Source organism: Burkholderia sp. Bp8991 (assembly GCF_003853795.1).
Taxonomy (GTDB): domain Bacteria; phylum Pseudomonadota; class Gammaproteobacteria; order Burkholderiales; family Burkholderiaceae; genus Burkholderia.
The window spans coordinates 29,909-52,996 of the sequence record NZ_QTQJ01000022.1; the positions used below are offsets into that span (position 1 = coordinate 29,909).

Consider the following 23,088-nt stretch of genomic DNA (forward strand, 5'->3'; position numbering starts at 1 on the left):
TGCGTGCGCGTTCAGCCGAACGTAAACGCATAGGCATCGACGCCGGCATCGAGAAACTCGATCGAGAACGTGCGGTCGGCGATCGCGCCCGGTTGCCGGACGAGCTGGTACAGGCGCTGGCCGGTGACGGTGCCGTAGCCCTGCGCGTCGACGTCCGTGCCGTGTGCCGCGCCGGGCGCCGCGCCGTCGAGCGTCACGCGAAAGCGCACCGGCCTGCCGTTCGCGCCCGGGCCGAGCACGAGGTGCAGGTCGCGCGCATGGAAGCGGTAGACGATCCGGCCGACCGGCGCGGCGAGCGTCGCGCGCTCGGCGCCGACTTGCCATGTGCCGGCGAGGCCCCAGTCGTTCAGGTCGGGATGCGCGGGCGCGTCGTAACGGTGTGCCGCGTCGCGCACGACACCGCCCGGCGACGTGAAGTCGTCCGCGCGCGCATAGCCGACGTAGGTTTCGGGCGAGCGGACGTCCGCGCTGTCGGCCGCCGCGAGCGCGCCCTTCGCGGGTGCGCCGGCGAGCCCGAGCGGCACGTTCAGCGCTTCCGGGTGGCCGGCTTCGGCGAGCAGCGACTGGATCGCGCGTTCCGACTGCGCGTATTCGCCTTCGCCGAAGTGGTGGTGGCGGATCCGCCCTTGCGCGTCGACGAAGTAGTGCGCGGGCCAGTATTCGTTGCCGAACGCGCGCCAGATCGCATAACCGTTGTCGATCGCGACCGGGTAGTCGATGCCCAGGTCGTGCACGGCCTTCTTCACGTTGCCGATGTCGCGCTCGAACGCGAACTCCGGTGCGTGCACGCCGATCACGACGAGGCCGTACGGCGCGTACTTGCGCGCCCAGGCGGTCGTGTACGGCAGCGTGCGCAGGCAGTTGATGCACGAATACGTCCAGAAATCGACGAGCACGACCTTGCCGCGCAGGCCGGCCGCGCTCAGCGGCGGCGAATTCAGCCACTGCGCGGCGCCGTCGAGCGACGGCAGCGTGCCTTCGACGGGCAGCGCGGCCGGTGCCTGCGGCGCCGGGGTCGTGCCGGCGGTGCGCATCATCGCGGCGCCGGCCGCCGGTGCATCACCGGACGTCGCGGCCATCATTGCGCTGTCGGGCGCGGCACCGTTGCCGCCGGCGGTATCGCTGGTCGCGGACGTCGCCGCCGGCGCGCCATGCGAGCGGCCGCCGAGCCGGTCGACGAGCTTCGTCTCGAGGCCGCCCGTCGTGACGGTCGACAACTGCGCGAGCGCCCCCGTGTCGAGGCCGAGCGCGATCGCGCCGACGCCGGCCAGCAGCGCCGCGCCGATCCCGCGCTTGATCCATTCGCCGGCGCCGAGCGAGCGCTTCATCGCGGCGAACACCTTGCCGCCGATCACGAGCGCGACGCCGAGCGACGTCGCCGCGCCGGCCGCATACGCAACCAGCAGCAACGTCGTGCCGACGCTCGCGCCGCGCAGCGCGGCGCCGGTCAGCACGAGCCCGAGGATCGGACCCGCGCACGGGGCCCACAGCAGGCCGGTCGCGACGCCGAGCAGCAGCGAAGACGCGGGGCCGGCCGGGCGGCCGTCGCGCTGCGCGAACCCGGTGAGGCGGTTGCCGGCCGCGACGAGCGGGCGCGTCAGGTGCTCGGCGAAGCGCGGCAGCAGCAGCGTCAGGCCGAACACCGCGAGCAGCACGATGGCGAGCCAGCGGCCGGCCTGGTTGGCCTGCGCGACCCAGCCGCCGCCGACGGCGGCGAGCGTCGCGACGACGGCGAACGTGAGCGCCATGCCGATCAGCAGCGGCAGGCCGGAACGCACGAACGGCTGGTCGGCGCGCGCGAACACGAACGGCAGCACGGGCAGGATGCACGGGCTCAGGATCGTGAGCACGCCGCCGAGATAGGCAAGGACGATGAGCAGCATGGAGCGGTCTCCGGTCGTTCAGGAAGGCGGCGGCCCGTCAGGCGGCGGCCGGGTGGAAGGCGAGCGCGAGCCCGTTCATGCAGTAGCGCAGGCCGGTGGGCGGCGGGCCGTCGTCGAACACGTGGCCGAGATGGCCGCCGCAGCGGCGGCAGTGCACTTCGGTGCGCGACATCCCGTACGACGGATCGAGCGCGGTCGCGACCGCGTGGTCGAGCGGCTTCCAGAAGCTCGGCCAGCCGGTGTGGCTGTCGAACTTGGTGTCCGACGAGAACAGCGCGAGGTCGCAGCCGGCGCACGCGAACGTGCCGTGGCGGTGCTCGCCGTTCAGCGGGCTGCTGTACGGCGGCTCGGTGCCGGCGTCGCGCAGCACCGTGTATTGGGCGGGCGTGAGGCGGCGGTGCCATTCGGCGTCGCTGCGGGTGATCTCGAACGGGGCGGCCGTCGGTCCGGCGGCGGGCGGCGCGGCGAACGCGCGGCCGACCAGCGCACGGCGGCCCGTCGACGACAGCGCCGCGAGTGCCGCAAGGCCGGTCGCGCCGGCGAACAGCAGATGTCTGCGGGTGGGCATGATGGGCTCCTGGAAGCAGGTCCTGAAAACATGCGCACAGAGTAGGTGGCGGGCGGTGTCGAAGTCCTCACGGAAAGTTAAATGAATTGTGATTATTTTCCGGGTGATCCGGCCAAGTCCGACGAAATCCGTCTGAGCCGCGTCGGATAAGGGTTTGCGGGGAATCGGTGGTCCGCCCAATTCCGCGGAAATCCCGCACGAGCCGCAACTTTTTAGTGTCTTTTTAGTGTTCGTGGCGTGGGGTAGGCTCTGCTGAGGATGCGCGGGCCGATCGGATCACGATATCGATGGAGGGCGATCATGGGGGCATTGACGGTCAGGCAAATCGAAGCTGCGAAGGCGACCGGAAAGCGGTATTTCCTGTCGGATGGGCGTGGACTGTTCCTGCGCGTGGGGCCGGCCGGCGGGAAATCTTGGTTTGTTCGCGTCAGTATCAATGGCAAGCAATGCGATAAGCCGCTCGGCAAGACGTGGGCGCGCTCGACGACCGATGCGCAGTTATCGCTAGAGGATGCGCGCGCAGCGGCTGCGACGATTCGTTCACACGCGCGCGACGGCGTGGACTACCTCGAAGCGAAGAAGCGTGAACGCCAGGCCAAGGTTGAACAAGCGGTGACGGCGGACCTCACATTCGGCGACTTATTCGATGCGTGGTTCGCGACGGTCAACAAGAAGCGCGGCAAGAAAGGCCGAAAGGATGGCGGTAAGTCGCTTCGAGCTGCGATGGAAAAGCATGTGCTGCCGACTCTTCGTGCTCACCGGATCGCAGGCGTGTTTGCGTCGAACGTTCTGCCGCTGCTTACCGCGATTTCCGATGTGGGATACAACCGCCAAGCGGTCGAGATGCTGATAACCATCCAACAAATGATTCGATGGGGCGAGCGTAATCAGCCGTGGAAGCGCTTGTTGATCGATTGCGATGTGCTTGCGCTTGCAAAAGAGGATGTTGTTTCAGGCGATTACGATCCGGTGCGTGGCAACGAACGCGATCGGACGCTTACGGACGACGAAATCTGCATGCTCGGTGAACTGATTCCGGCCGCTCGGCTTCCATGCTCCATTGCGTCAGCGGTATGGGTGATGCTCGCTTGCGGAACGCGCGTCGGCGAAACAGTCCTGACGCGATGGACCGATCTTGACTTCAAGGCACGGACGTGGACCATCCCAAAGGAACACACGAAGTCGAACACGGCGATCACAATTCACCTTTCCGATTTCGTCCTCGCGCAGTTTGCGGCGCAGCAGGTCGTGCGCGCCGGCGTGCCGGAGGGCGACGCACGGCGCGATTATGTGTTCCCGTCGGAAAAGGGTAAGCTGCCGCACGTCAGCATCCATACGACCTGCGGGGCTATCCGTAATCGGCAACGCCCAAAGGATGCGCCGACCGAGGGTCGCACGAGGGCAACCGATGCGCTCACTGTCCCGGGGGGGCAATGGAAATGTCACGACTTGCGTCGGACGTGCGCAACGATGATGCAATCGCTGGGCATTCCGGAAAGCATCGTGCATCGATGTCTGAACCACGCACGAAACGATCCGCTTGATCGGATCTATCTGCAGTTCGATTATGACGCGCAGATGCGCGACGCTTGGCGGCGATGGGGTGACCGCCTGTCGGTACTAGTTGGCACGGGTACGGAAAACGTACGTTTTCTGTTCTCGCCCTAATCGGAGAGGGCATCTCCGCAGAGGGAAGGAGGAAGATGTAACCCTGATAATACGACTTATCACGGTTATAAGTCCGTCGTCGGCACTCCGACGTCCGCGGTTGCTGGGGGGCGGCGACTCCGCAGGCTACAATCGACGGCATTCAGCCTTGATCGAACCGTAATAAGAATCGGGAGCAACCCGTGACCGTCCTCGCCATCGATAATCAAACGCTCGCAGATACAATCGAGCGTGCACAAGCGTTCTTGGCCACGCAGCCGCAAAAAAGGGCAGCCGACAATTGGTGTCGCTACTTGCGCGACGATCGCGATAGCCGCACCTTTTTCGACGCGACGCCCATGACGCAGTCGACGGTATTCGGAGTGAAGGTGGCCGAGGCGGTCGCGAGAGCGTATTTGGCGTGCGTCGAGGGGCAAGAGGCTGAACTGGCTCCGACTGTTGCCCAGGTCAGAAAGCTGCAGGCTTCGGCTTCTGCCTTTGAGGCGGACCTTGATTCGGCCGGGTCATGGGTCATCGGCGATCGGACGGATCCGGCTTTTCGCGAACCACTTAGCCGTATTTGTGCCGCACCTTCTCGCGTGCCGCCGCGATCGGCGGGCCGGTTGCCGCTGGGAGATCGACGGGCATTTGTTCTCCACCTTGCCCGTTCGTTGTACGTGCTTAGCTCAAGTTTCCCGACGAAATTTCTGATGGTGGCTACGGTTCTTGCTTGGGAGGAGACGAGCGATCGCACGATTCGCTCGATTCTCACACCCGCTGTGAGGTCGACGATTGCCGCTCAGGCCGCTTCCGAAAGAGTGGCGGGTATCGCCAGCGAAAATGCGACTCACCATCTGATCAGCCGGGTCAGCGTGAATCCAGTATCGACTCCGTTGATTGGGGGCGACAGTAGGTCAGATGGCGAGAAAATCGCAGAGGCGTTGCGGTTGCTCCGGTCGCTCACCGATCCGACTGCCGCAACCGTCACGGTGGCGACATTGATGGAGCTCGCAGACGAGTTTGGCATCGCGCCCGTACAGCTTGAACAGCCGGCCGGATGAATTACCTAGGCTTTTGACATCAATTTCTTCCGGACGCTTTCCCCCTCCCGAGCGGAGAGATTGACGTAGCAGGGTTTGCGGGATGCTAGGCGAACATTGTGTCCATGCTCACAACTAGAAGGAAAAGCATGGCACGAGTTGATGCAACTACGATGGCGACGGCACTGAGGGTGATTTTGGCTCGACAACCTGGCAATAGTGCGAGCCGGCAGCGCGAACGCTTGCTTCAGGCTTTCTCTGCTTTCGGTCGTGTTACTACCGTGGAGGCAATGCGCTTCCTCGACATCCTCGATCCTCGTGCACGTGTGTGCGAGCTGCGTAAACGCGGGTATCAAATCGCAACCGTAACGGTCGCCCGTGCGAGTGAAAGTGGCGTGACGCACGCGGTCGGTGACTACGTGCTGCTCTCCACCGCACCGCGTGCGGCGGCGCTTCGCAATGATGGTGAATGGGTGCAGATGGATCTTCCCATGATCTATCCCGGATAGTTTATTGGGGCCCGACACCTTGTCCGTTGGCGAGTGACTCAAACGAGATTGCACTTGCACTGCCAGCGCGGGCGAACCGTACCGTGGCGCGGGTAGCGCGCCTACTTAAAGCATGTCGCTGGCGGGCATCGGCAGTTTCTACATAGAAACTTTAGGAATCGAGGGAGGTTGTGCGTGGTTGTCCGAGTGAAACTGTCGGGCTACTGAAGCGAGCAATTCCGAGGGCCGGCGGGGAAGGGGAACATAGTAAGGGCTATGTTACCCTTCATTTCGGGACATCGAGCGAACGCTCAGGCTCGTCGTGCTCACACGACTGAAGTTGCGTCGAGGCCCGGGTGCCGGTGGCGGGCAGAGGGGAGGCAGGAGACGCGGCACGAACCGACGCCGTAGTCTGCGCAGGTCGGCCGGGCAGATTCGGCTGGAGCAACAGTCAGGTTGTGCGACACCGGAAGCCGGACCACGTAGTCAGCGCGAGTGATGACACCCGCACCGGCCCGCTGGTTGTGTGAGCGCGGGCCGGGCGGAAAACGTTCGCGATTGCTCTGGGCGAGCGTGGCTGCGACAGGTGTAAGCCGGAGTTCATTGGTGGGCTGCCCGCCGCAGGCAGTGGTGGGGCGGAGGCCAGCGATTTGCGTGTGTGCAGCGGGATGAGGTAGGGTGCAGCTTTGACTTTGTTGCCGAGGCTGTTCATGAACAAGCAGGAACTCATTGACGCGGTCGCAGCGGGCGCGGGCGTCAGCAAAACCGACGCGAGCAAAACCGTCCAGGCGGTCCTGGACGCGATCACGGACGCGGTGAGTCGCGGGGAATCGGTACAGCTGATCGGTTTCGGCGCGTTTTCGCAGGGGCAGCGCACTGCCCGCACGGGACGTAATCCGACGACGGGCGCGGAGATTGCCATCCCGGCCGCGAATACTGTGAAGTTCACCGCCGGCAAGGCGTTCAAGGACGTGGTGAATGCACTGTGACGCAGCGTGATGTCGGGCAGGCCGCTTATGCGGGACTGCACCGTGAAATTGCTGATGTAGTTGCGTCGGCGCGCGAAGCGACGGCTCGCACGGTGAACGCCCTGATGACGGCGACCTATTGGGAGATCGGGCGACGAATCGTTGAGTTCGAGCAGGGCGGGGAGGGACGGGCCGCTTATGGCGAGGCGGTGATCTGCCGTTTGGGCGTCGATCTGTCAGAGCGATTCGGTCGCGGCTTCGGATGGCGCAATCTCGCACAGATGCGCGCTTTTTACTTGACGTGGCCTGCGGATCGGATTCTGCAGACACTGTCTGCACAATCCACGCCCGCCCGGATTGTCCCGACAGCGTCTGCAAAATCAACCAAGGCGGCGGTGAAGGCGTCGCCGGGCGTGGCGTTTGAGCTGAATGCTATCGCTCAGGCTTTTCCGTTGCCCTGGTCCATCGCTATCTTGAAGCGCTGGAGCAGGTGCAGCATGTTGGCATGCCTTCCTTTAACTTGCCGATCGAATCGGACTGATGCTGAACGTTTTCTGCCTGTCGCGGCGAATACGCCGGCGGTTGATGTGCACGGATAAATCTGCGAGCTGGCGCAGCCAATGCGTGATCCGTGTGTGGGCCTCGTAGTCGACAGTTTCTACGTAGAAACTCAAGGAAGCGAGTCACGGCGTGTGTAGTTGTATCGTCAAAGAGAGGTGGCCTCACTCGTTCGGACAGTTTTCTGAGATTTTTAAGTGGAACGTCCGAGGCAATCATGCTGCCGATTTGATCGCAGGCAGCGTCGCGAAGTATGCCTCATCCGGCGTCCGATCCGCCAGGCTCGAATGGGGCCGTTTCCGGTTGTACAAGTTGATGTACTCGCCGATGGAGCGCCGGGCATGGCTGACCGACTCGTACGCTTTCAGGTAGACCTCTTCGTACTTGATGCTTCGCCACACCCGTTCGACGAACACGTTGTCGCGCCAGCTTCCCTTGCCGTCCATCGACAGCCGGATGCCTCGGACCAATACGGCTTCCGTGAACGCGTTCGCCGTGAATTGGCTGCCCTGATCGGTGTTCACAATGTCGGGCTGCCCGTAGCGCGCGAACGCTTCCTCGAGCGCCTCGACGGCGTGCACTGCTTCCAGCGTGATCGCCACCCGGTGCGAGAGCACCTTGCGACTTGACCAATCCACTACTGCCGTCGGGTACACGAAGCCTCGCGCCATCGGAATGTATGTCGTGTCCAGTGCCCACGCCTGATTGGCCCGGGCGATTTTCATGCCGCGCAGCAGGTACGGCCAGATCTTGTGCTGCGCATTGCGTCGGCTCGTGTTCGGCTTGCATTACAGCGCGTCCACGCCCATGCGTTTCATCAGCGTGCGCACGCGGCGGCGGCCGACCTCATAGCCTTCCCGGCGCAACAGACGCGCCAGCATCCGCGCTCCGGCAAACGGAAACTCCATGTGCAGTTCGTCGATCCGCCGCATCAGCAACTGGTCCGCCTCGCTCACTGGCTGCGCCCGGTAATACGCGCTCGATCTCGCGATGCCAACCAGTCGCGTCTGTCGCGAAACCGGCAGCGCATGCGTACGGTCAATCATCGCTTTGCGCTCAGCAGTCCGGCTTTGCCGAGCGCTCCTGACAAAAAATCGTTCTCCAGCGTCAACTGTCCGATTTTCGCGTGCAGCGTTTTCACGTCCACCGGCGGCTCGCTCGACGGTGGAGCGGCCGCGCCGAACACATCCGCCGCACGCTCCTGCAGTTGCCGCTTCCACTCCGTGATCTGGTTCGGGTGCACATCGAACTGCTGCGCCAGTTCGGCCAGCGTGCGCTCGCCCTTGACCGCCGCCAGGGCCACTTTCGCTTTGAACGCCGCTGAGTGCGTCCGTCGGGTTCTCTTCGTCATCTTTCCGGTTCCTTTGCCTGCATTATCGCTGACTCAGGCCCCGGGCATTCCACTTACCCGTCTGTCCGAATTTGCGCGACCACCTCTATAACGAGGTTCGTCCCCACTCCGCATTGCAGTGGATGACACCCGCAGAATTCGCCCGTCAGGCAAGGGAATCCGCCTCGCCTGACAACTCAACCAAGCCGGAAATCTCCACTTCCGACCGGGACTAATTCTGGTTCAGGGTCACTCTCGAACGGACTCTACACCGTCACCGTACTAAACGCGGGGAGCAGGTCAAAGCTTGTCAGGCTGTCCCAGCGTACTGCGCAGGGACGAGAGCGACGGTTCGGGAAGCGAGTTCGGGAAGCTCAAATATTCGTGAAGGTAATTCCGCCGTCGACAGCCAGCCATTGCGCGGTAATGAAGTCCGCATCGTCCGATGCCAGATACACGATCGCCTTGGCGATGTCATCGACGTCGCCCAGACGGCCCAGCGGCGTCGTGGACACGCGCCTGGCGTCGCGCTCTTCGTTGCGGTTGCGTAGCGTGCCTTCGGTCGGCACCGCGGACGGGCAAACCGCGTTGACGCGGATCTTGCGGGCTCCGAGTTCGGCTGCTGCTGCGCGCGTGATGCCGAGGATTCCTGACTTGATGCCCGAATACACGATCGAGTGGGTGGCCGAACGCAGCGCTGCGGTCGATGCCACGCTGACGATGGCGCCGCCTTCGCTCATCACTGCCGCAGCGGCCTGGATACCCCAGACCACGGCCTTGAAGCCGATATCGAGCATTCGATCCATGGTTTCGGGGGCGATGTCCGCAACCGACTGGTAGCGCACCCACGCCGCATTGTTGACCAGAATGTCGAAGCGACCGCCTTTGGCGTGGACTTCGTTCACTGCTTCAGTCATGCCCTCGCGGGTGCTCACGTTCTTCACGACCGGAAGCGCCCGGCCGCCGGCATCGATCACGGCGGCGACCGTATCGTCGACGAGTTCCGCCTTCAGATCGTTGATGCCGACGACCGCACCACGAGCCGCGAGCCGAAGCGCCGTCGCCTTGCCGATCCCCGCGCCAGCGCCGGTCACGAGCGCATAGCGTCCGGCCAAATCCTGTTGCATATCAATCTCCGTCGAAAAAGGTATTGAGAACGGCTCCATCGCGGCGGTCGAGCACGCTCGACGACCCATGGACCGAAGCCATCGCCGGCTTGCGGGAAACGCAAGCGCCTGGAAACGGTATTTCCGACAGCGTTTCCTAGCGGCCCTTAAATACCGGCTCACGCTTTTCCAGGAATGCCATACGCGCTTCCTTGGCGTCTTCCGTCCTGGACAGCATCATCGTGATGTCCTGCTCGTGACGGTAAGCTTCGCGCTGTGGCATTTGATCGGTGAAATTCGCGGCCTTCTTCGCCTGAATGAGCGCGATGGGCGACTTGCCGGCGATGCGGCGGGCAAGTTCCATCACGTGAGGCATAAGCGCATCGGCGGGCAGCACGTCTTCCAGCACGTTGCGACGGAGAAGGTCCTGAGCCGTCAGTTTGTCGCCGGTAAAGAACATGCGACGGACGGTCGAACGACCGAACAGCGTGCGCAGCATCGACGCACCGCCGGCCAAGCCGACGTTGATTTCAGGCATCGCGAATACGGCGTTTGTGCTCGCGTACATGATGTCGCACGCAGCCATCAAACCCAGGCCGGCGCCCAGGGCCGCACCGTTGACAGCCGCGATCACGGGCTTCGCGCATTCCTTGACGGCGTTGCCGGTTTCGCGGGTCCAGCGGTTGTGGTCGAGGAAGTCGCCGGGGACATCGGGATCGGGGCGGTCACGGAGGTCCGCACCCGAACAAAAGGTATTGCCGGCACCGGTAAGCACCGCGCAGCGAATGTCGTCGCGAGCGCTGATTTCGTCAAATACCGCAATGAGGCGGCGACGCATGGCTCGCGACAGCGCGTTCTTGACCTCGGGGCGATTCAGCGTGACGAGGGCCACGCCGTCGGCGACTTCCAGGGTGACCGAGTCGGTGTCTATGCTGCATGCTTCGCTCATGGTCGTGTCGTCTCCTGAAGGGATTTTTCTAATCGGGCTGTCAGGGATTGTACTGTCCCACGGTCGGACGATTTTCAATCAAAAACGCGTTCTGATTTGCGTGAAATAGCAGGTAGTCTGCGCGATATCGGAGCGTTATCATGCGTCGCGCCGGGCGACACCGATTTGCTTCACGGCGACTCGTACGCGGAGAACCGGAGTTCCGGACCGGACACGCGGGAGGCCACGAAGTCCAGGAACAGGCGGATCTTGGTCGGGATCGCGGGTGAGTCGATAATCGTCGCGTACATCCCGTCTTCAAAGCTGGAGTTGGTGACCTGATACTCGGGAAGCAGGCGAACCAGTTTTCCGCTTATCAAATCCTTGTGAACGGTGTAGTCGTCGAGCAGAACGATGCCTTCGCCCATGCGCGCGAATTCGAGCAGTGCGATACCGTTATTGGTGACATGCCGGGGCTGAAAATGAACTTCGATTTCGGCGCCGTCTTTCCGGAAGCGCCAGGAATAACCGGATCCCGGCATGGAGTAAGCGATGCATTGATGGTTCTTCAGTTCTTCCGGTGCCGTGACCGAGCTTCGGCCAATGAAGTAACCGGGGGAGACCACCAGATGGCGCTCGCTTCGGAACAGAATCCGGCGCTTGATCCCGGATTCGATCGGCGGGGCAATCCGAAAGTCGATATCGATTTGATCCTTGTTCAGGTCCGACGGCGCTTCGCTCAGCGTCAATTCAATCCGAATGCTCGGGTACAGCTTGGAGAATTCGGTAATCACGGTCGGCAATACGCCGAGGCCGAACATGACGCGTGAATGCACGCGTAGCGTGCCCGACGGGGCCGAGGTGATGGACGAGATGCTTCGGTGCGCTTCGTCGATGCTCCGCAGAATGCCTTCGACGTGTTTTGCGTACTCGATGCCCGCTTCGGTCAGCGTGACGCAGCGGGTCGTGCGGGTGAACAGCTTGACCTTCAAGTCGTTCTCGAGATCCAGAACCATTCTCGAAACGGAGGCCGGCGCGATGCCGAATTGGCGGGCAGTTTCCGAAAAACTCTTGTTCCTGGAAATGGAAAGAAAAAATTCCATTGCACGAAGTCTGTCCACGAAGTCTCCATATTCCCCGTTGACAATGAACGGGGATATTGTAGGTACGGGATTACCCCAGTCAAAAAACACAAAGCCGCTACACATTGGCAGCGGCTTTGCCGAGTCGTATTCGGAGTCGCTGGCTCGTTAGTGGGCGGCTTCACCTGCGGGCAAGCCTGCATAGCCATGCCGCAGTGAAGGAATGCGGAAACCGATGCAGAAGATCGACACCGACGCGATCACCGCGGGGAGTGCGATCCATGCAACGATGGTCGTCAACGGCCAGCCCAGGCCGATCATAACAGGGCCCAGGAACGTGCCGGCAATGCCCCCAAAGCGGCCCATGCCGAGCACCCACGCTGCGCCGGTGGCGCGGCTGCTGGTCGGATACATTTGCGTCGCGAGCGTGGACATCGACGAGCACGCGCCGTTGTTGGTCATGGCCGCCATGATCAGCAGCGTCAGCAACGTATCGCCGCGCGCACCGCTGATCGACACCAGAAGCGCCATCAACATCGAGATGGCGAAATACGCCGAGATCACGCGGACCGGGCCGAACTTGTCCATCAATATGCCGCCCAGCAGGATGGCGATACCCGAGCACCAGTTGAACCACATCATCGTGTCGGCGGTCTGGGCGAGCGTGCGGCCATCTCCCTGGAGAATGGTCGGCAGCCACATGCTCAGCACGTACAGCGTGATAGTCGAGCAGATGTAAGCAACCCAAAGCAGCAGCGTCGGGCCGCGCAGCTTGTCGGAGAACAGTTCCGCGACCGGAAACTTGCGCTTTTCGACTGCAGCCGCCACATCGGCGACGAACACCGTGTCGGTGAAATCGGCCGTCGGGTCGATGCGCTTCAATGCTTTCGCGATCTTGTCCTGGCCCTTGCCCGCCGCCGCCAGATATCGAACCGATTCCGGCAGAAAGAAGGCGAGCAGCACGGCAACCACGACAGGGGCGATGCCGCCGATGATCAGATAGCCTTCCCAGCCATGTACCGGGATGACCGATTTGGCCAGCGGCCCGGTAATGCCGCCGCCCACGGCGAAGCCGAAGAGCATGAAGTTCACGGCACGCGAGCGCATGCGCGACGGCAGAAACTCGTTCATGAGCGTCGCACACAGCGGGATGGCGGCGCCGAGGCCGACGCCGGTCAGCAGACGCGACCACATAAGTTCGGTCACGTTGGTCGAGCAACCCGCCGCGATCGAGAACACGCCGAAAAAGGCGACCGACGTCACGAGCACGACGCGACGGCCGATGCGATCGGCAAGCGGCGCGCCGAAAATCGCGCCGATGCCGATACCGACCAGCGCGGCGCTGAGCACCGGCGCCAGATCGGCTTTGGTCACACCCCATTGCTTGATCAGGGCGGGTGCGATCAGGCCCATCGCCGAGGTGTCGAGGCCATCGAGAACGATGGTCACGAACATCAGCGCAAAGAGAATTGCGTGGAAAGGCTTGAGCGGTCGTTGATCGATGAACGACTTGACGTCAATGGTCTGCATGCTTTGTCTCCTTTTATGTTTTGAACGGACTTCAGGAAGGGCGGGCTGGCCATTCGCCGTGGTCCACGCCGCCCTGCCGTCCTGTCCGGTTTTTTACATCACGCTCTACGTCACACCGGGCTCCCGACATGCGTCAGAGATAGGCAATGGCGGAACCGCCATCCACGCGAACGCATTCACCGTTCACGAACGCGCTCTCGTTCGAAGCCAGGAAGCACACGGCATTGGCGATGTCGTCCGGCTGGCCGAGGCGCGGCATCGGTGTCTTCGCCTGGCGGATCTTGCGCGTCTCTTCGGACACGTTCTTGACCACGCCTTCGGTCTCCGTGTAGCCGGGGGCGACCGAGTTCACGCGGATGCCGCGCGGCCCGAGCTCCGCCGCGGCCGCGCGCATCAGGCCGAGCACGCCCGCCTTCACGCCGCAGTAGACGAGCGCCTTGGGCAGGCCGATGAAACCCGACGACGAAGCGATATTGACGACCGAGCCGCCGTCCTTCATGTATTGCGCCGCAGCCTGAATGCCCCACACGACCGAATTGAAACCCGTACCCGTCATCATCGACACGTCTTTCTCGGTGATTTCCAGAACCGGCGCATAGCGCACCCACATTGCGTTGCTCACGATGATGTCGAAACGACCGGCCACCTCGGCGAGGCCGGCGGCGGCCTTGAAAATCGTGTCGCGTTCGGCAACGTTGCCGCCGAACCCATGGGCGACACCGCCCTGTGCGTTGATTTCGCCGGCTGCAGCCTGCGCGGCGCCGAGGTCGCGATCAAGGATGCCGACGACGGCCCCCTCGCGAACGAATTTGTTGACGATACCTCGACCGATCCCTTGAGCGCCGCCCGTCACAAGCGCGACCTTGCCTTCCAGTTGCTTCGCCATTTCCACTCCTGAACGTCGTCTGATTGATTCACTGATCCTTGAAGCGGCATTCCGGCAGGCCGCGCACACCCGTACCGGTGACGGCGACCACCGCGCCGGCATTCGGGTTGGGGCTGTTGAGCGCATTCCCGCTGTTGCTGATGCTGGTCACGAAGATCGTGTCGAGCGCCGGCCCCCCGATGGACGGGCAGGTCGGATAGACGGTCGGCAGGTCGATAATCCGGTCGAGCCGGCCATCGGGCGTGAAGCGCGCCAGTTGTCCCGCGATGACCAGGGCCGTCCAGAGGTTGCCTTCGGCGTCGATGGCGGCGCCGTCGGGGCCCGATTTGAGCGATGTCGTATCCACGAACAGCGTTCGTTCGCTCAGCGTACCGGTCACGGAGTGGTAGCGATAGCGACGCAACTGGTGACTCAAGCTATCCGAAAAATACAGATACCGGCCGTCCGGCGAGAAGCATGTCGAGTTCGTGATGCAGATACCGGTCTCCAGCACCTTCAGATTGCCCCGGCCATCGAGTTGGTACAGCTCGCCCACGGGCTCGCGGCGGCCGAGCGCCATCGACCCGAGAACGAGACGGCCTTCGCGATCGACCCGGCCGTCGTTGAGGCGCATGTTCGGGGCCGGGTGCGCCACATCGACGAAGTGCGCGAGGTCGCCGCTCTCGGTATCGAGGAAATGGAAGCCGTCCACGAGCGCGACCAGCAGGCGGCCGCTTTCGCACAATGCGATCGCGCCGATCTGCGACGGCAATGTCCATTCGCGAACCGTATTCGTTTCCAGCTCACGCGCCTTCACGAGACACGCGCGGGAATCGATCCAGTACAGGATCTGCTTGCGGTCGTCCCACAGCGGACACTCGCCCAGTGCGTCACGCGAGTCCCCGCAGATGCTGATGGTGTGATTGGTCATGATGCCTTGCGTGACTCGCCTGGTTGCGCTGCGTGACGCGCCAGCATGTCGGCGCGGGCTTCGTAGAGCGCATCGTGAGGGCAATGGGCGCCGAGCGGACGACGCGCGGTGCCGAACATGCCGACTTCGGTGGGATCCGCGACCGGCGTTCTGCGCGACCAGTCGTAGACCACGGTGCGAGCCGCGACCTTCCATTCGCCCTTTCGTTTTTCGAAGCGGTCGAGATAGCGCCCATACAGCGAAACTTCGGTGACCGTGCCGGGCACGACCTGGCGATCTTCCTGGACCGCGTGGAAATAGCTTTCGGCCAACGCGTGGTCGCCGTGCAACTCGATCATGATGTTGCCGATCAGGTGGACGCCGCGGCGTGGCGTTCTCAGCACGTCCAGCACCCAATCGCAGAATCCGGTTGCCGAGCCCTGGTAAGGCCCGTGGCGGTCCGTTGCGTCCGGCCAGTAGGTGGCGCGCAACGCCGCCTCGTCACGCCGATCCACGCCTCGGCAATAGCGGTACAGACATTCTCGAATGGCTTCGCGGTCGAGCAGATCCTGCACGGCCCGATTCGATACTTTGTTGTGGTCCATATGTTGGCCGGGCTGAAGAAGGGAAATGCCGGTGCATTTCTGCTTGCGGCTATTGCTTGATGATGACGGCGTCGAGCACGGCGGCGCCGGTCTCGCGCACGACCAGCGGATTGACGTCGACGCTCTGGATTTCCGGGTGGTTCATCGCGAAATCGGACAGTTTGACCATGGCGGTGACCAGCGCATCCATGTCCTTGGGCGCTGCACCACGCCAGCCTTTCAGGAGGGCAGTCGCCTTCACCCTGTCGAGCGCCTGGCGTGCGCGCGCTGGCGTGAGCGGGGCAGAGACCAGCGACACGTCCTTGTACAACTCGGTGTTGACGCCGCCGGCACCGACGAGAATCATCGGGCCGAAGGTGGCATCGTTGTTCACGCCGAGGATCATTTCGGTGCCACCGACGATCATCGGGCACACGAGGATGCCGTCGATCCGCGCACCGGGTGCATGGGCACGGACGCTGTCCAGGATCTGCCGGTATGCCGCACGCACGCCGTCGGCGTTCCTGACGTTGAGGGCTACGCCGCCGACTTCGGTCTTGTGCACGATTTGCGGGCTCACGATCTTGAGCACCACCGGGTAGCCCATTGCGTCGGCGGCGGCCACAGCTGCATCGGCGTCGACGACCAGCACGTCTCGCGGCACCGGCAGGCCGGCGTCGGCCAACGCTTCCTTGGCCAGTGCCTCCGTGTTCACATCGCCGAGCGCCCGCGCCTGTTGCGTCGCTTCAGCAGGCTCATAGAGGTTCGCCCAACGTGCGCGGATCGTTGCCGCGGCGCCCAGCGCGAGCGTGGCGCGCGTCGCGTCGTTGAATACCGGAATGCCGATCTTTTCGAGCTCGCGGTCCACCTCCGGCACGGACAGCGTGACGATGACGACGTCGCGTTTAGGATGTCTTGCCTTGAGCTCGGCAAGCGGCTGCGCGTAATTGCTCTTGAACGACGCGGGGGCCAGGCCCGCCGAGGCCAGGTACGCGAGCGTCGTGCCGTAGCTGCTGTTCGACAGCATGAGGTCCAGCGCCCGGACCGTGCCGTTCCTGACCGACGTGATTTGAGCCGTGACGTCGAGCGGGTTGGCTGCGACCGCGAACGGAAGCAGTTCGAGCATGGCCGTCTTGGCGGCTTCGGGAAGCGCAGGCATCGTGAGGCCGGAATCGCCGCATGCGTCTGCGACCATCACGCCGATGCCGCCCGACGACGTGAGAACACCGAGTTCGTTGTTGACGGGCAGGTGGCCCGTGGTCGAGATCAGGTACGCGACGTCCAGCATCTCCTCCTGCGAGCGGGCGCGATACGCGCCGCACTCCGCGAACACGGCGTCGTAGGCCGCGTCGTTGCCGGCCAGCGAACCCGTGTGGGTTGCCGCAGCGGCAGCCCCGAGCTCGGAGCGGCCGACCTTCATGATGATGACCGGCTTTTGCGCGTTGGCCGCTTTCAGCAGCGCGCGCCGCAGTTTTTGACCATCCCTTGCCGATTCAAGTGCGGCCAGGATGACCCGCGTGCCCGGGTCTCCGGCCAGGTAGTCGATCGCTTCCGCGACGTCCACGTCGGCTTCGTTGCCGGTCGCCACGATCTTGCTGAAGCCCATGCCGCGCAGCGTGGCGGCGCCGTAGAGCGCGGAGCCGAACGCGCCCGACTGCGTCGCCAGCGCGATGTTGCCGGTTTTCGGGCACACGCCGTAGAGCACGACCGAGAAGGTCGAGAACAGGCGCGATTCGACGTTCAGCAGGCCAAGCGAATTCGGGCCGATCATGCGCACGCCGGCGGCTTGGCACATGGCGGCCATCCGGTCCTGAACGGCGCGGCCCTGCGCGTCGATCTCGGCAAAGCCTGCGGTCAGGACCACGACGGACTTGACACCCTTGCGGATCGCGTCGCGCAATGCGGATTCCACGCTGCCGGTCGGAACGACGATGATCGCCTGATCGGGCACCTCGGGGACGTCGAGGATCGACGGATAGGCCGGTATCCCCTGGATTTCCGAGCCGCTGCGGTTGATCGGAAACAATGTGCCTTGATAGCCGGATTCGCGAAGGAATCGCAGCACGCGACCGCCGATGCGGTCCGGGTCCGACGAGGCGCCGATAACGGCTACCGAGTTGGCGTCGAACAGTGCGCTGAGCGTAGACGAGGTCATGGTATGCGAATGAAGTCGATGATTGCCGGGACGGGCAGCGGATTCAGGCCTGTGCGACGAGCCAGTCGAGACATTGGCTGCGGTTGCCGAACCGCTCCGCCGCCGTGCGCGACTGCATGCAGAGCTGGGTTGCCGGCATTTCCACCGTCATGCCCATGCCGCCATGCATCTGGATCACGGCATGGCCGACTTCCCTGGCAACGCCTGCGCAGAACATCTTGGTCAGGATCACCAGCCGATCGATCGCGCAGTCGTCGCTGCCTTCGAAACCTTCGATCAGACGAGCGACTTGCCCCTTGATCCCCTCGTAGGCCACATAGCAATCGACGACGTTGTGCCTGAGCGCCTGATGGACGGCCAGCGGCTTGCCGAACTGCACGCGGTCGTTCAGGTACTGGATCGTCTGTTCGACCTGGGCGCCGACCGCTCCCACGATCTGCACGCATGTCAGCAGTGCGCCGATCTGCAGCGCCTGGTTGACCGCGACGTTGGCTGCGGCGCCGGTCAGTACAATGTCGTCTTCGTGGACCTGGAGACCGTCGACGACGTAATCCGCGGTCACCGTACCGTCGATCCCGCCGAAGAACCGCGCGCGCTCGGCCACGCGCGCTCGCTCGATCAGCACCAGCGCCTGGCCCTGCGGTGTCGACGCGTTGAAGATCAGGTGCGTTGCCGGCTCGCTTTCGTTCGAGCCGCGTACGGCACCGCGCAGCACGTTGCCCTCCAGGCTGACCGTAGCGGCCTGCAACGGGGCGCCCAGGTGCGATTGCAGGATGGGCGACACGGAAGCCTTGCCGCCGAGCAGTTGTTCGAGCACCGGCGAGACGGTCGCTGCCGCGGCCGCCGCCGCCGCCGCTTCGAGGAGAACCGGCGCCACCGCGCAACGCTCGACCAGTGGCGCGACGTTCGGATAACGCGCGGCCGCTTCGACGATGCCGGCGAGATCGGCGAGTGTCGCGCCGATGCCGCCGTTGTCTTCCGAGACCAGCACCGACTGCCAGCCCAGTTGGAGGGCTTGCTGCCACTTGCCCGACGCCTTTCCTTCGACGGCGTTGCCCTTGTGTGTTTCGGCGGCAGCGGCCAGACGGGCCGCCGAGTCGAACATGTCGCCATGGAACATGATACTGACCGCGTAGCCCGCGTCCATGATCGATTTGGCGATGATGTTCTTCTGGACTTCCGTCGAGCCGCCCGCGAGCGTACGGGAACGGTAGAACAGGTACGTGTGGACGAAGTTGCGTTCGAGATTCAGCTCGTCTTCCGGCGATGTCAGCGGCAGCAGGCGCGCAGCGTATTCGGGACCGAGCACGTCCATGGCAATCGACGTTACTTCCTGGCTCTGTTTCGAGCATGCCATTTTCAGCGCCGAGGACTTGGCCGACTGCAGCGTCCCTGCCATGTCTTCCCGGATCGCCGAGAGCAGGATCTCGCGTGTCCCGTATGCGCCGGCTTCGACTTCGAACAAGCGGTCGAGCGCCTTCAGCAACGACGGGGTCGCGCCTTTCTCCCTGATCTTGTCCCGAACCAGCTCGGTTACCTGCTGCACGTGACGAAGCAGGCGCGGCGTCAGCGCCGGGCTCAGGCGCTCGCGATCGAGCAGGAACTTGCCGTATGACCAGCCCTGGCCTTCGGCACCGATGCGATTGAACACCGGCACCTTGACGTCCTTCAAGAATACTTCGTTGACGTGATGCCACTGGTCGATCGTATGGATCGGGCGGACCTCGATGCCCGGCGTATTCATCGGGATCAGCAGCAGCGTGATGCCTTCCTGGCGCTTGCCTTCGTTGCTCGTTCGCACGAGCGTATACATGATGTCGGCTTCCTGGGCGTGCGAGGTCCAGATCTTCTGGCCGTTGACGATGTAATGCTCGCCGGCTTCGTCCAGAACCGCGGAAGTCTTGAGGGACGCAAGATCAGAGCCGGCACCGGGTTCCGAATAGCCTTGGCACCACCATTCCGAACCATCGATGATCGGCGGCAGAAAGCGCGCTTTTTGCTCGTCCGTGCCGAATGCCTGGATGACGGGACCGATGTGGCCGATACCGTGGTGATACAGCTGCGGACAGTCCATCGCCGCCGTCACTTCTTCGAAGATCAGGCGCTGCATCACGTTCCAGCCGGGTCCGCCGAACTCCGTGCTCCAGCCGGGTGCCGAATAGCCAAGCCCGCCCCTGGCCATGGCCGCCGTGTATCGGCTCAGCAGCTCGCGGCCGAGCTTCTTGTTTGCGCGCGTTGCAGCACGCACTTCAGCGGGCACGTTGGCTTCGATATAGTCGGCGATTTTTTTGCGAAACGCTGCATAAAACGCTTCGTCTCTTACCTGATCGACTTCGCTCATGATTGACTCGATGTAATCCAATAGGGCGGCGATACCGGACGAGGGTGCCTCCGCAGAATTTTCAGAGTGTCCGCCGGATCAGCGGCCCACATACACGGGCGTGCGCTTCTCGATGAAGGCGCGCTGCGCTTCCTTCGAGTCTTCCGTTTTCGACAGGAATTCGGTGTTGCCCTGTTCGTAGCGATAGGCTTCACGCAGCGGCATGTTCTCGGTCAGGCGAGCCGCTTCCTTCGCAAGGCGCAACGCGATGGGCGACTTCGACGCAATTTCCGTCGCGATTTCCATCGCGAACGGCATCAGTTCTTCCTTCGTCGTGCATGCTTCCACAAGACCGAGCCGGTACAGCTCGCGACCGGTGACTTTCATGCCCGTGTAGAACATGCGGCGGGCCCGCGACTGACCGAAAATGCGATTCAGGAACGACACGCCGCCGGCGAGGCCGACGTTGATCTCGGGCATCGACACGTAAGCCTCTTCCGAGGCCACCCAGATGTCCGAGTTCATGACGATGCCGAAGCCGGCGCCCATGGCCGCGCCGTTGATCGCGGCAATGATGGGCTTCGGGCATTCGCGGATCGCGTACGCCGACTCGCGGACGATGCGGTGATGCTTCGGAAACGCACCCGGCTGCGACAGATCCTTGCGGTCGTTGAGGTCGGCGCCGGCCGAAAACGCGGAACCCGCACCCGTCACGATGATGACCGACACGTCGTCACGCGCACCGAGCACGTCGAAACAGTCGATGATTTCATGGCGCATTTCCGCGTTCTGGGCGTTGCGCTTTTCCGGGCGATTGAGCGTAACGACAGCGATCTTGTTGTTGATCTCGACCAGCAGGGTATTGAATTCCATTTTGTGACTTCCTCTATTGATTTCGAGTGGTGCTTGAACAGCCAATCAGATGCGCGGAATATTCGCCATGACGATCCGGCTCAAACCGCCGTCGACCAGGAGATCTTCGCCATTGATGTAGCCGGATCGGTCGCTGGACAGGAAAAGAATCGCTTCCGCCATGTCCCGCGGGGTGGCAATCCGGCCGCTGGGTACAGCCCGGTTGCGCGCCTGGAGACAGCCTTCGTCCTGGTAATAGGCTTCGCTCATCGGGGTGCGAACCAGTCCGGGGCTGACGCAATTGCTGCGAATGCCGAATGGCGCGAGTTCCAGGCAAAGTTGCCTGGAGAGCATCAGCACGCCGGCCTTGCTCACGCTATAGGCAATACCGTTCGGTATCGCGATGTCACCGCCGATCGACGCGACATGTACAATAGTTCCGCCCTGTCCTGCGTCGCGCATCTGGGCGCCGAACGCCTGTGCGCACAGGAATGCGCCGGTCAGGTTGATCGACAGCAGACGATTCCATTCATCGACCGATGCATCGAGCAGGGCGGTGCGGCCGCCCCCGCCGATACCCGCGTTGTTGACCAGCACCTGCGCGGCGCCGAGTTCACGGAACACCGTCTTGGCGGCGCGCGCCACGGAGGTGGCGTCGGATACGTCACAACCGATCGCGATGGCGGTACCGCCCGCCAGCCGAACTTCGTTGACGAGCTCGGCGCCGAGCGCTTCGGTTCGATCGACGACGGCGACTTTCGCGCCCGCCGCCGCCATTTGCCGGGCCGTTTCCGATCCGATACCGCCGGCACCGCCGGTCACGACGCAAGTGCGCCCGGAAAGGCCCAGCCACGACAGGGCGTTTTCAATCTCACTCATGGCCGTTCCTCACAGGCTGGCCGGCGTAATCCGCATGCCGCTCGTGAAAGGCGGGATGAAGACCGGGAACGGCACCGGTCCACGGACGCCGGTAGCTGCGTGGGGCGATGAACTTTTCCTTGATCCGCCGTTGCTCGATTAACTGCGCCATCCTTGTCTCCATCGGTTATCGGTATGCGTCGTTCAGCGGGCGAGCGTCCACGACTGGCCGGTCAAGAATTGCGATGCCGCGCCGGCCATGTAGCGGGTAATGGGCCGCACGTCGTCGACCGGCGTATGCGCGTGGACTTCGAGTGAGTTGATGCGCAGTCCCTTCGAGCCCCATTCGCACGCCTGTGTCGCGACGAACATGCGCGTTGCCGCGTCGTCGCCGCAGGTGCGCCAGTCGGTGGGCTGGGTGGGCAACAGAAGCGTGAGGCTGGCGCTGTGCGTATGCCAACGAGCGAAGCGCGTTGCCGCTTCATGCGCCGCGTTCAGACGCTGGCCGTCGGGTGCGTTCAGCACCGACGCGTCGATTACCGCGCTGTATCCGGCGTTCCGGTTGCTCGTCTGCAGCGCGATCCAGTCCTGCGTGGCGTCCCGGGTAGTACCCGTGACCTCGATGGCCGTATCGGTATCCAGGGGCAGCACGTCGTATTCGGCCGGCGCGCACGGGGCAGATCCGCCGTAAGCCGAAGCCGCGCCGTCCACCGACAGGGCGGACCCCGATAAAGGGCGAGCGCCTTCGCTAGCAAGGAAGAACAGTGCTTCCGCAAGTTCGGCTGGCTCCGCAATACGGCCGAGCGGCGTCTTTCCCGCTGCGCGAACCGGATCGAGCCGGCCCGATTCGATCAGGCGACGGACGATTTCCGTGCGTACGAAACCGGGGCACAGCGCGGTCACGCCAAGATCCGGGCGCGCGACGGCCAGCGCCTTCGTGAACGCGATCACGCCGGCTTTGGTGGGCGAGTACACGCCGCGCAATGGAATCGATTGGAGTCCGGCGCCTGACGCGACATTGACGACGCGAGCATGCGGTTTGAGCCTTGTTGCCAGTGTCCGGAACATCAGGCGCGGTGCGTCGAGATTCAGACGGACGAGCGGCGCGAATTGTTCTTGCGTCATGGCCGTGAGTGGCAATTGCGTGCTGTCCGACATGCCTGCGTTGTTGATCAACGCATCGAGATGCGGCATATCGGCGGCCAGTGCCGCAATTTCCGCCGGTTCCATGAGGTTGACGACGCGAATCAGGTGCGGCTCGCCGGCCTGCGGCATTGTCTCGAGCAAGCTCTGCAGCGCTTCGGCCTGGTGATCCACCAGCACGCAGCGCCAGCCAGCCATGGCGAAACGCATCGCGCTCGCACGACCGATTCCTGATGCGGACCCGGTGATAAGCACCGTTTTTTCGGATTGCAT

Annotated in this window: 20 protein-coding genes and 2 pseudogenes; 6 read left to right on the forward strand and 16 right to left on the reverse strand. The window is 63.4% G+C overall.

The genetic code is table 11. The annotated features are described in order from the left end of the window. Window positions 1–11: 11 nt before the first annotated feature. Window positions 12–1,883, reverse strand: coding sequence for a cytochrome c biogenesis protein DipZ (locus tag DIE02_RS23575; RefSeq protein WP_124523622.1), 1,872 nt, complete (start codon window positions 1,881–1,883; stop codon window positions 12–14). Window positions 1,884–1,920: 37 nt separating this feature from the next. Beyond that, window positions 1,921–2,451: a peptide-methionine (R)-S-oxide reductase MsrB gene (msrB, locus tag DIE02_RS23580; protein WP_124523624.1), complete on the reverse strand. Its 531-nt coding sequence runs from the start codon at window positions 2,449–2,451 to the stop codon at window positions 1,921–1,923. Window positions 2,452–2,751: 300 nt separating this feature from the next. Between msrB and DIE02_RS23585 the strand changes: the two genes are divergently transcribed. From DIE02_RS23585 to DIE02_RS23605, 5 genes are all read left to right on the forward strand, one after another. After that, window positions 2,752–4,119: a site-specific integrase gene (locus DIE02_RS23585; RefSeq protein WP_059677999.1), complete on the forward strand. Its 1,368-nt coding sequence runs from the start codon at window positions 2,752–2,754 to the stop codon at window positions 4,117–4,119. Window positions 4,120–4,301: 182 nt separating this feature from the next. Continuing rightward, a complete protein-coding gene (locus DIE02_RS23590; protein WP_062885880.1) occupies window positions 4,302–5,159 on the forward strand; it encodes a hypothetical protein in 858 nt (285 codons plus the stop codon). A 128-nt stretch (window positions 5,160–5,287) separates the two neighbouring features. Beyond that, window positions 5,288–5,647, forward strand: a complete 360-nt coding sequence (locus tag DIE02_RS23595; protein WP_124523626.1) for a helix-turn-helix domain-containing protein — start codon at window positions 5,288–5,290, stop codon at window positions 5,645–5,647. A gap of 689 nt (window positions 5,648–6,336) precedes the next feature. Then, window positions 6,337–6,615 (forward strand): HU family DNA-binding protein, encoded by a 279-nt coding sequence (locus DIE02_RS23600; RefSeq protein ID WP_059448531.1) that lies wholly within the window; start codon window positions 6,337–6,339, stop codon window positions 6,613–6,615. Further along, window positions 6,612–7,193: a DUF1016 N-terminal domain-containing protein gene (locus DIE02_RS23605; protein WP_260441525.1), complete on the forward strand. Its 582-nt coding sequence runs from the start codon at window positions 6,612–6,614 to the stop codon at window positions 7,191–7,193. The genes DIE02_RS23600 and DIE02_RS23605 overlap by 4 nt, the downstream gene beginning before the upstream one ends. Window positions 7,194–7,367: 174 nt before the next feature. Here DIE02_RS23605 and DIE02_RS23610 read toward each other — a convergent pair. Next, window positions 7,368–8,503, reverse strand: a pseudogene (locus DIE02_RS23610) (IS3 family transposase). Between the two features lie 86 nt (window positions 8,504–8,589). Here DIE02_RS23610 and DIE02_RS36480 point away from each other — a divergent pair. Further along, window positions 8,590–8,718 (forward strand): annotated as a pseudogene (locus DIE02_RS36480) (IS3 family transposase); the annotation flags it as partial. Window positions 8,719–8,856: 138 nt separating this feature from the next. Here DIE02_RS36480 and DIE02_RS23615 read toward each other — a convergent pair. The 13 genes from DIE02_RS23615 to DIE02_RS23670 form a co-directional block, all read right to left on the reverse strand. Further along, complete coding sequence (locus tag DIE02_RS23615; RefSeq protein WP_185641033.1) at window positions 8,857–9,609, reverse strand: SDR family NAD(P)-dependent oxidoreductase; 753 nt, start codon at window positions 9,607–9,609, stop codon at window positions 8,857–8,859. Window positions 9,610–9,745: 136 nt separating this feature from the next. Continuing rightward, window positions 9,746–10,537 carry an enoyl-CoA hydratase/isomerase family protein gene (locus DIE02_RS23620; RefSeq protein ID WP_124523628.1) on the reverse strand — a complete coding sequence of 264 codons (792 nt, stop codon included), beginning with the start codon at window positions 10,535–10,537 and terminating at the stop codon, window positions 9,746–9,748. A 170-nt stretch (window positions 10,538–10,707) separates the two neighbouring features. Further along, entirely contained in the window at window positions 10,708–11,637 is a 930-nt protein-coding gene (locus DIE02_RS23625) for a LysR family transcriptional regulator (protein WP_124523630.1), read from the reverse strand. A 129-nt stretch (window positions 11,638–11,766) separates the two neighbouring features. Continuing rightward, window positions 11,767–13,128, reverse strand: a complete 1,362-nt coding sequence (locus DIE02_RS23630) for an MFS transporter (protein ID WP_124523632.1) — start codon at window positions 13,126–13,128, stop codon at window positions 11,767–11,769. A gap of 133 nt (window positions 13,129–13,261) precedes the next feature. After that, entirely contained in the window at window positions 13,262–14,116 is an 855-nt protein-coding gene (locus tag DIE02_RS23635; RefSeq protein WP_260429031.1) for an SDR family NAD(P)-dependent oxidoreductase, read from the reverse strand. After that, the gene (locus DIE02_RS23640; RefSeq protein WP_124523634.1) at window positions 14,043–14,924 is read right to left on the reverse strand and encodes an SMP-30/gluconolactonase/LRE family protein; all 882 of its coding nucleotides are present in this window, start codon (window positions 14,922–14,924) and stop codon (window positions 14,043–14,045) included. The genes DIE02_RS23635 and DIE02_RS23640 overlap by 74 nt, the downstream gene beginning before the upstream one ends. Further along, the gene (locus DIE02_RS23645) at window positions 14,921–15,508 is read right to left on the reverse strand and encodes a nuclear transport factor 2 family protein (RefSeq protein WP_124523636.1); all 588 of its coding nucleotides are present in this window, start codon (window positions 15,506–15,508) and stop codon (window positions 14,921–14,923) included. Before DIE02_RS23645 ends, DIE02_RS23640 begins: the two co-directional genes overlap by 4 nt. A gap of 49 nt (window positions 15,509–15,557) precedes the next feature. After that, a complete protein-coding gene (locus DIE02_RS23650; RefSeq protein ID WP_124523638.1) occupies window positions 15,558–17,642 on the reverse strand; it encodes an acetate--CoA ligase family protein in 2,085 nt (694 codons plus the stop codon). Between the two features lie 43 nt (window positions 17,643–17,685). Then, the gene (locus DIE02_RS23655) at window positions 17,686–19,983 is read right to left on the reverse strand and encodes an acyl-CoA dehydrogenase family protein (RefSeq protein ID WP_124523640.1); all 2,298 of its coding nucleotides are present in this window, start codon (window positions 19,981–19,983) and stop codon (window positions 17,686–17,688) included. 78 nt (window positions 19,984–20,061) lie between these two features. Then, the gene (locus tag DIE02_RS23660; protein ID WP_124523642.1) at window positions 20,062–20,835 is read right to left on the reverse strand and encodes an enoyl-CoA hydratase/isomerase family protein; all 774 of its coding nucleotides are present in this window, start codon (window positions 20,833–20,835) and stop codon (window positions 20,062–20,064) included. Window positions 20,836–20,880: 45 nt separating this feature from the next. Continuing rightward, a complete protein-coding gene (locus DIE02_RS23665) occupies window positions 20,881–21,693 on the reverse strand; it encodes an SDR family NAD(P)-dependent oxidoreductase (protein ID WP_124523644.1) in 813 nt (270 codons plus the stop codon). Then, entirely contained in the window at window positions 21,686–21,844 is a 159-nt protein-coding gene (locus DIE02_RS35635) for a hypothetical protein (protein WP_185641034.1), read from the reverse strand. The genes DIE02_RS23665 and DIE02_RS35635 overlap by 8 nt, the downstream gene beginning before the upstream one ends. 32 nt (window positions 21,845–21,876) lie before the next feature. Then, window positions 21,877–23,088, reverse strand: coding sequence for an SDR family NAD(P)-dependent oxidoreductase (locus DIE02_RS23670; RefSeq protein ID WP_124523646.1), 1,212 nt, complete (start codon window positions 23,086–23,088; stop codon window positions 21,877–21,879).

Bases quoted from the DNA above. Each gene is read 5' to 3' on its own strand.
- DIE02_RS23575 (WP_124523622.1), bottom strand. From the start codon at position 1,883: ATGCTGCTCATCGTCCTTGCCTATCTCGGCGGCGTGCTCACGATCCTG.
- msrB (WP_124523624.1), bottom strand. From the start codon at position 2,451: ATGCCCACCCGCAGACATCTGCTGTTCGCCGGCGCGACCGGCCTTGCG.
- DIE02_RS23585 (WP_059677999.1), top strand. From the start codon at position 2,752: ATGGGGGCATTGACGGTCAGGCAAATCGAAGCTGCGAAGGCGACCGGA.
- DIE02_RS23595 (WP_124523626.1), top strand. From the start codon at position 5,288: ATGGCACGAGTTGATGCAACTACGATGGCGACGGCACTGAGGGTGATT.
- DIE02_RS23600 (WP_059448531.1), top strand. From the start codon at position 6,337: ATGAACAAGCAGGAACTCATTGACGCGGTCGCAGCGGGCGCGGGCGTC.
- DIE02_RS23615 (WP_185641033.1), bottom strand. From the start codon at position 9,609: ATGCAACAGGATTTGGCCGGACGCTATGCGCTCGTGACCGGCGCTGGC.
- DIE02_RS23620 (WP_124523628.1), bottom strand. From the start codon at position 10,537: ATGAGCGAAGCATGCAGCATAGACACCGACTCGGTCACCCTGGAAGTC.
- DIE02_RS23630 (WP_124523632.1), bottom strand. From the start codon at position 13,128: ATGCAGACCATTGACGTCAAGTCGTTCATCGATCAACGACCGCTCAAG.
- DIE02_RS23635 (WP_260429031.1), bottom strand. From the start codon at position 14,116: ATGCCGGCGCGGTGGTCGCCGTCACCGGTACGGGTGTGCGCGGCCTGC.
- DIE02_RS23640 (WP_124523634.1), bottom strand. From the start codon at position 14,924: ATGACCAATCACACCATCAGCATCTGCGGGGACTCGCGTGACGCACTG.
- DIE02_RS23645 (WP_124523636.1), bottom strand. From the start codon at position 15,508: ATGGACCACAACAAAGTATCGAATCGGGCCGTGCAGGATCTGCTCGAC.
- DIE02_RS23650 (WP_124523638.1), bottom strand. From the start codon at position 17,642: ATGACCTCGTCTACGCTCAGCGCACTGTTCGACGCCAACTCGGTAGCC.
- DIE02_RS23655 (WP_124523640.1), bottom strand. From the start codon at position 19,983: ATGAGCGAAGTCGATCAGGTAAGAGACGAAGCGTTTTATGCAGCGTTT.
- DIE02_RS23660 (WP_124523642.1), bottom strand. From the start codon at position 20,835: ATGGAATTCAATACCCTGCTGGTCGAGATCAACAACAAGATCGCTGTC.
- DIE02_RS23665 (WP_124523644.1), bottom strand. From the start codon at position 21,693: ATGAGTGAGATTGAAAACGCCCTGTCGTGGCTGGGCCTTTCCGGGCGC.
- DIE02_RS35635 (WP_185641034.1), bottom strand. From the start codon at position 21,844: ATGGCGCAGTTAATCGAGCAACGGCGGATCAAGGAAAAGTTCATCGCC.
- DIE02_RS23670 (WP_124523646.1), bottom strand. From the start codon at position 23,088: ATGCAATCCGAAAAAACGGTGCTTATCACCGGGTCCGCATCAGGAATC.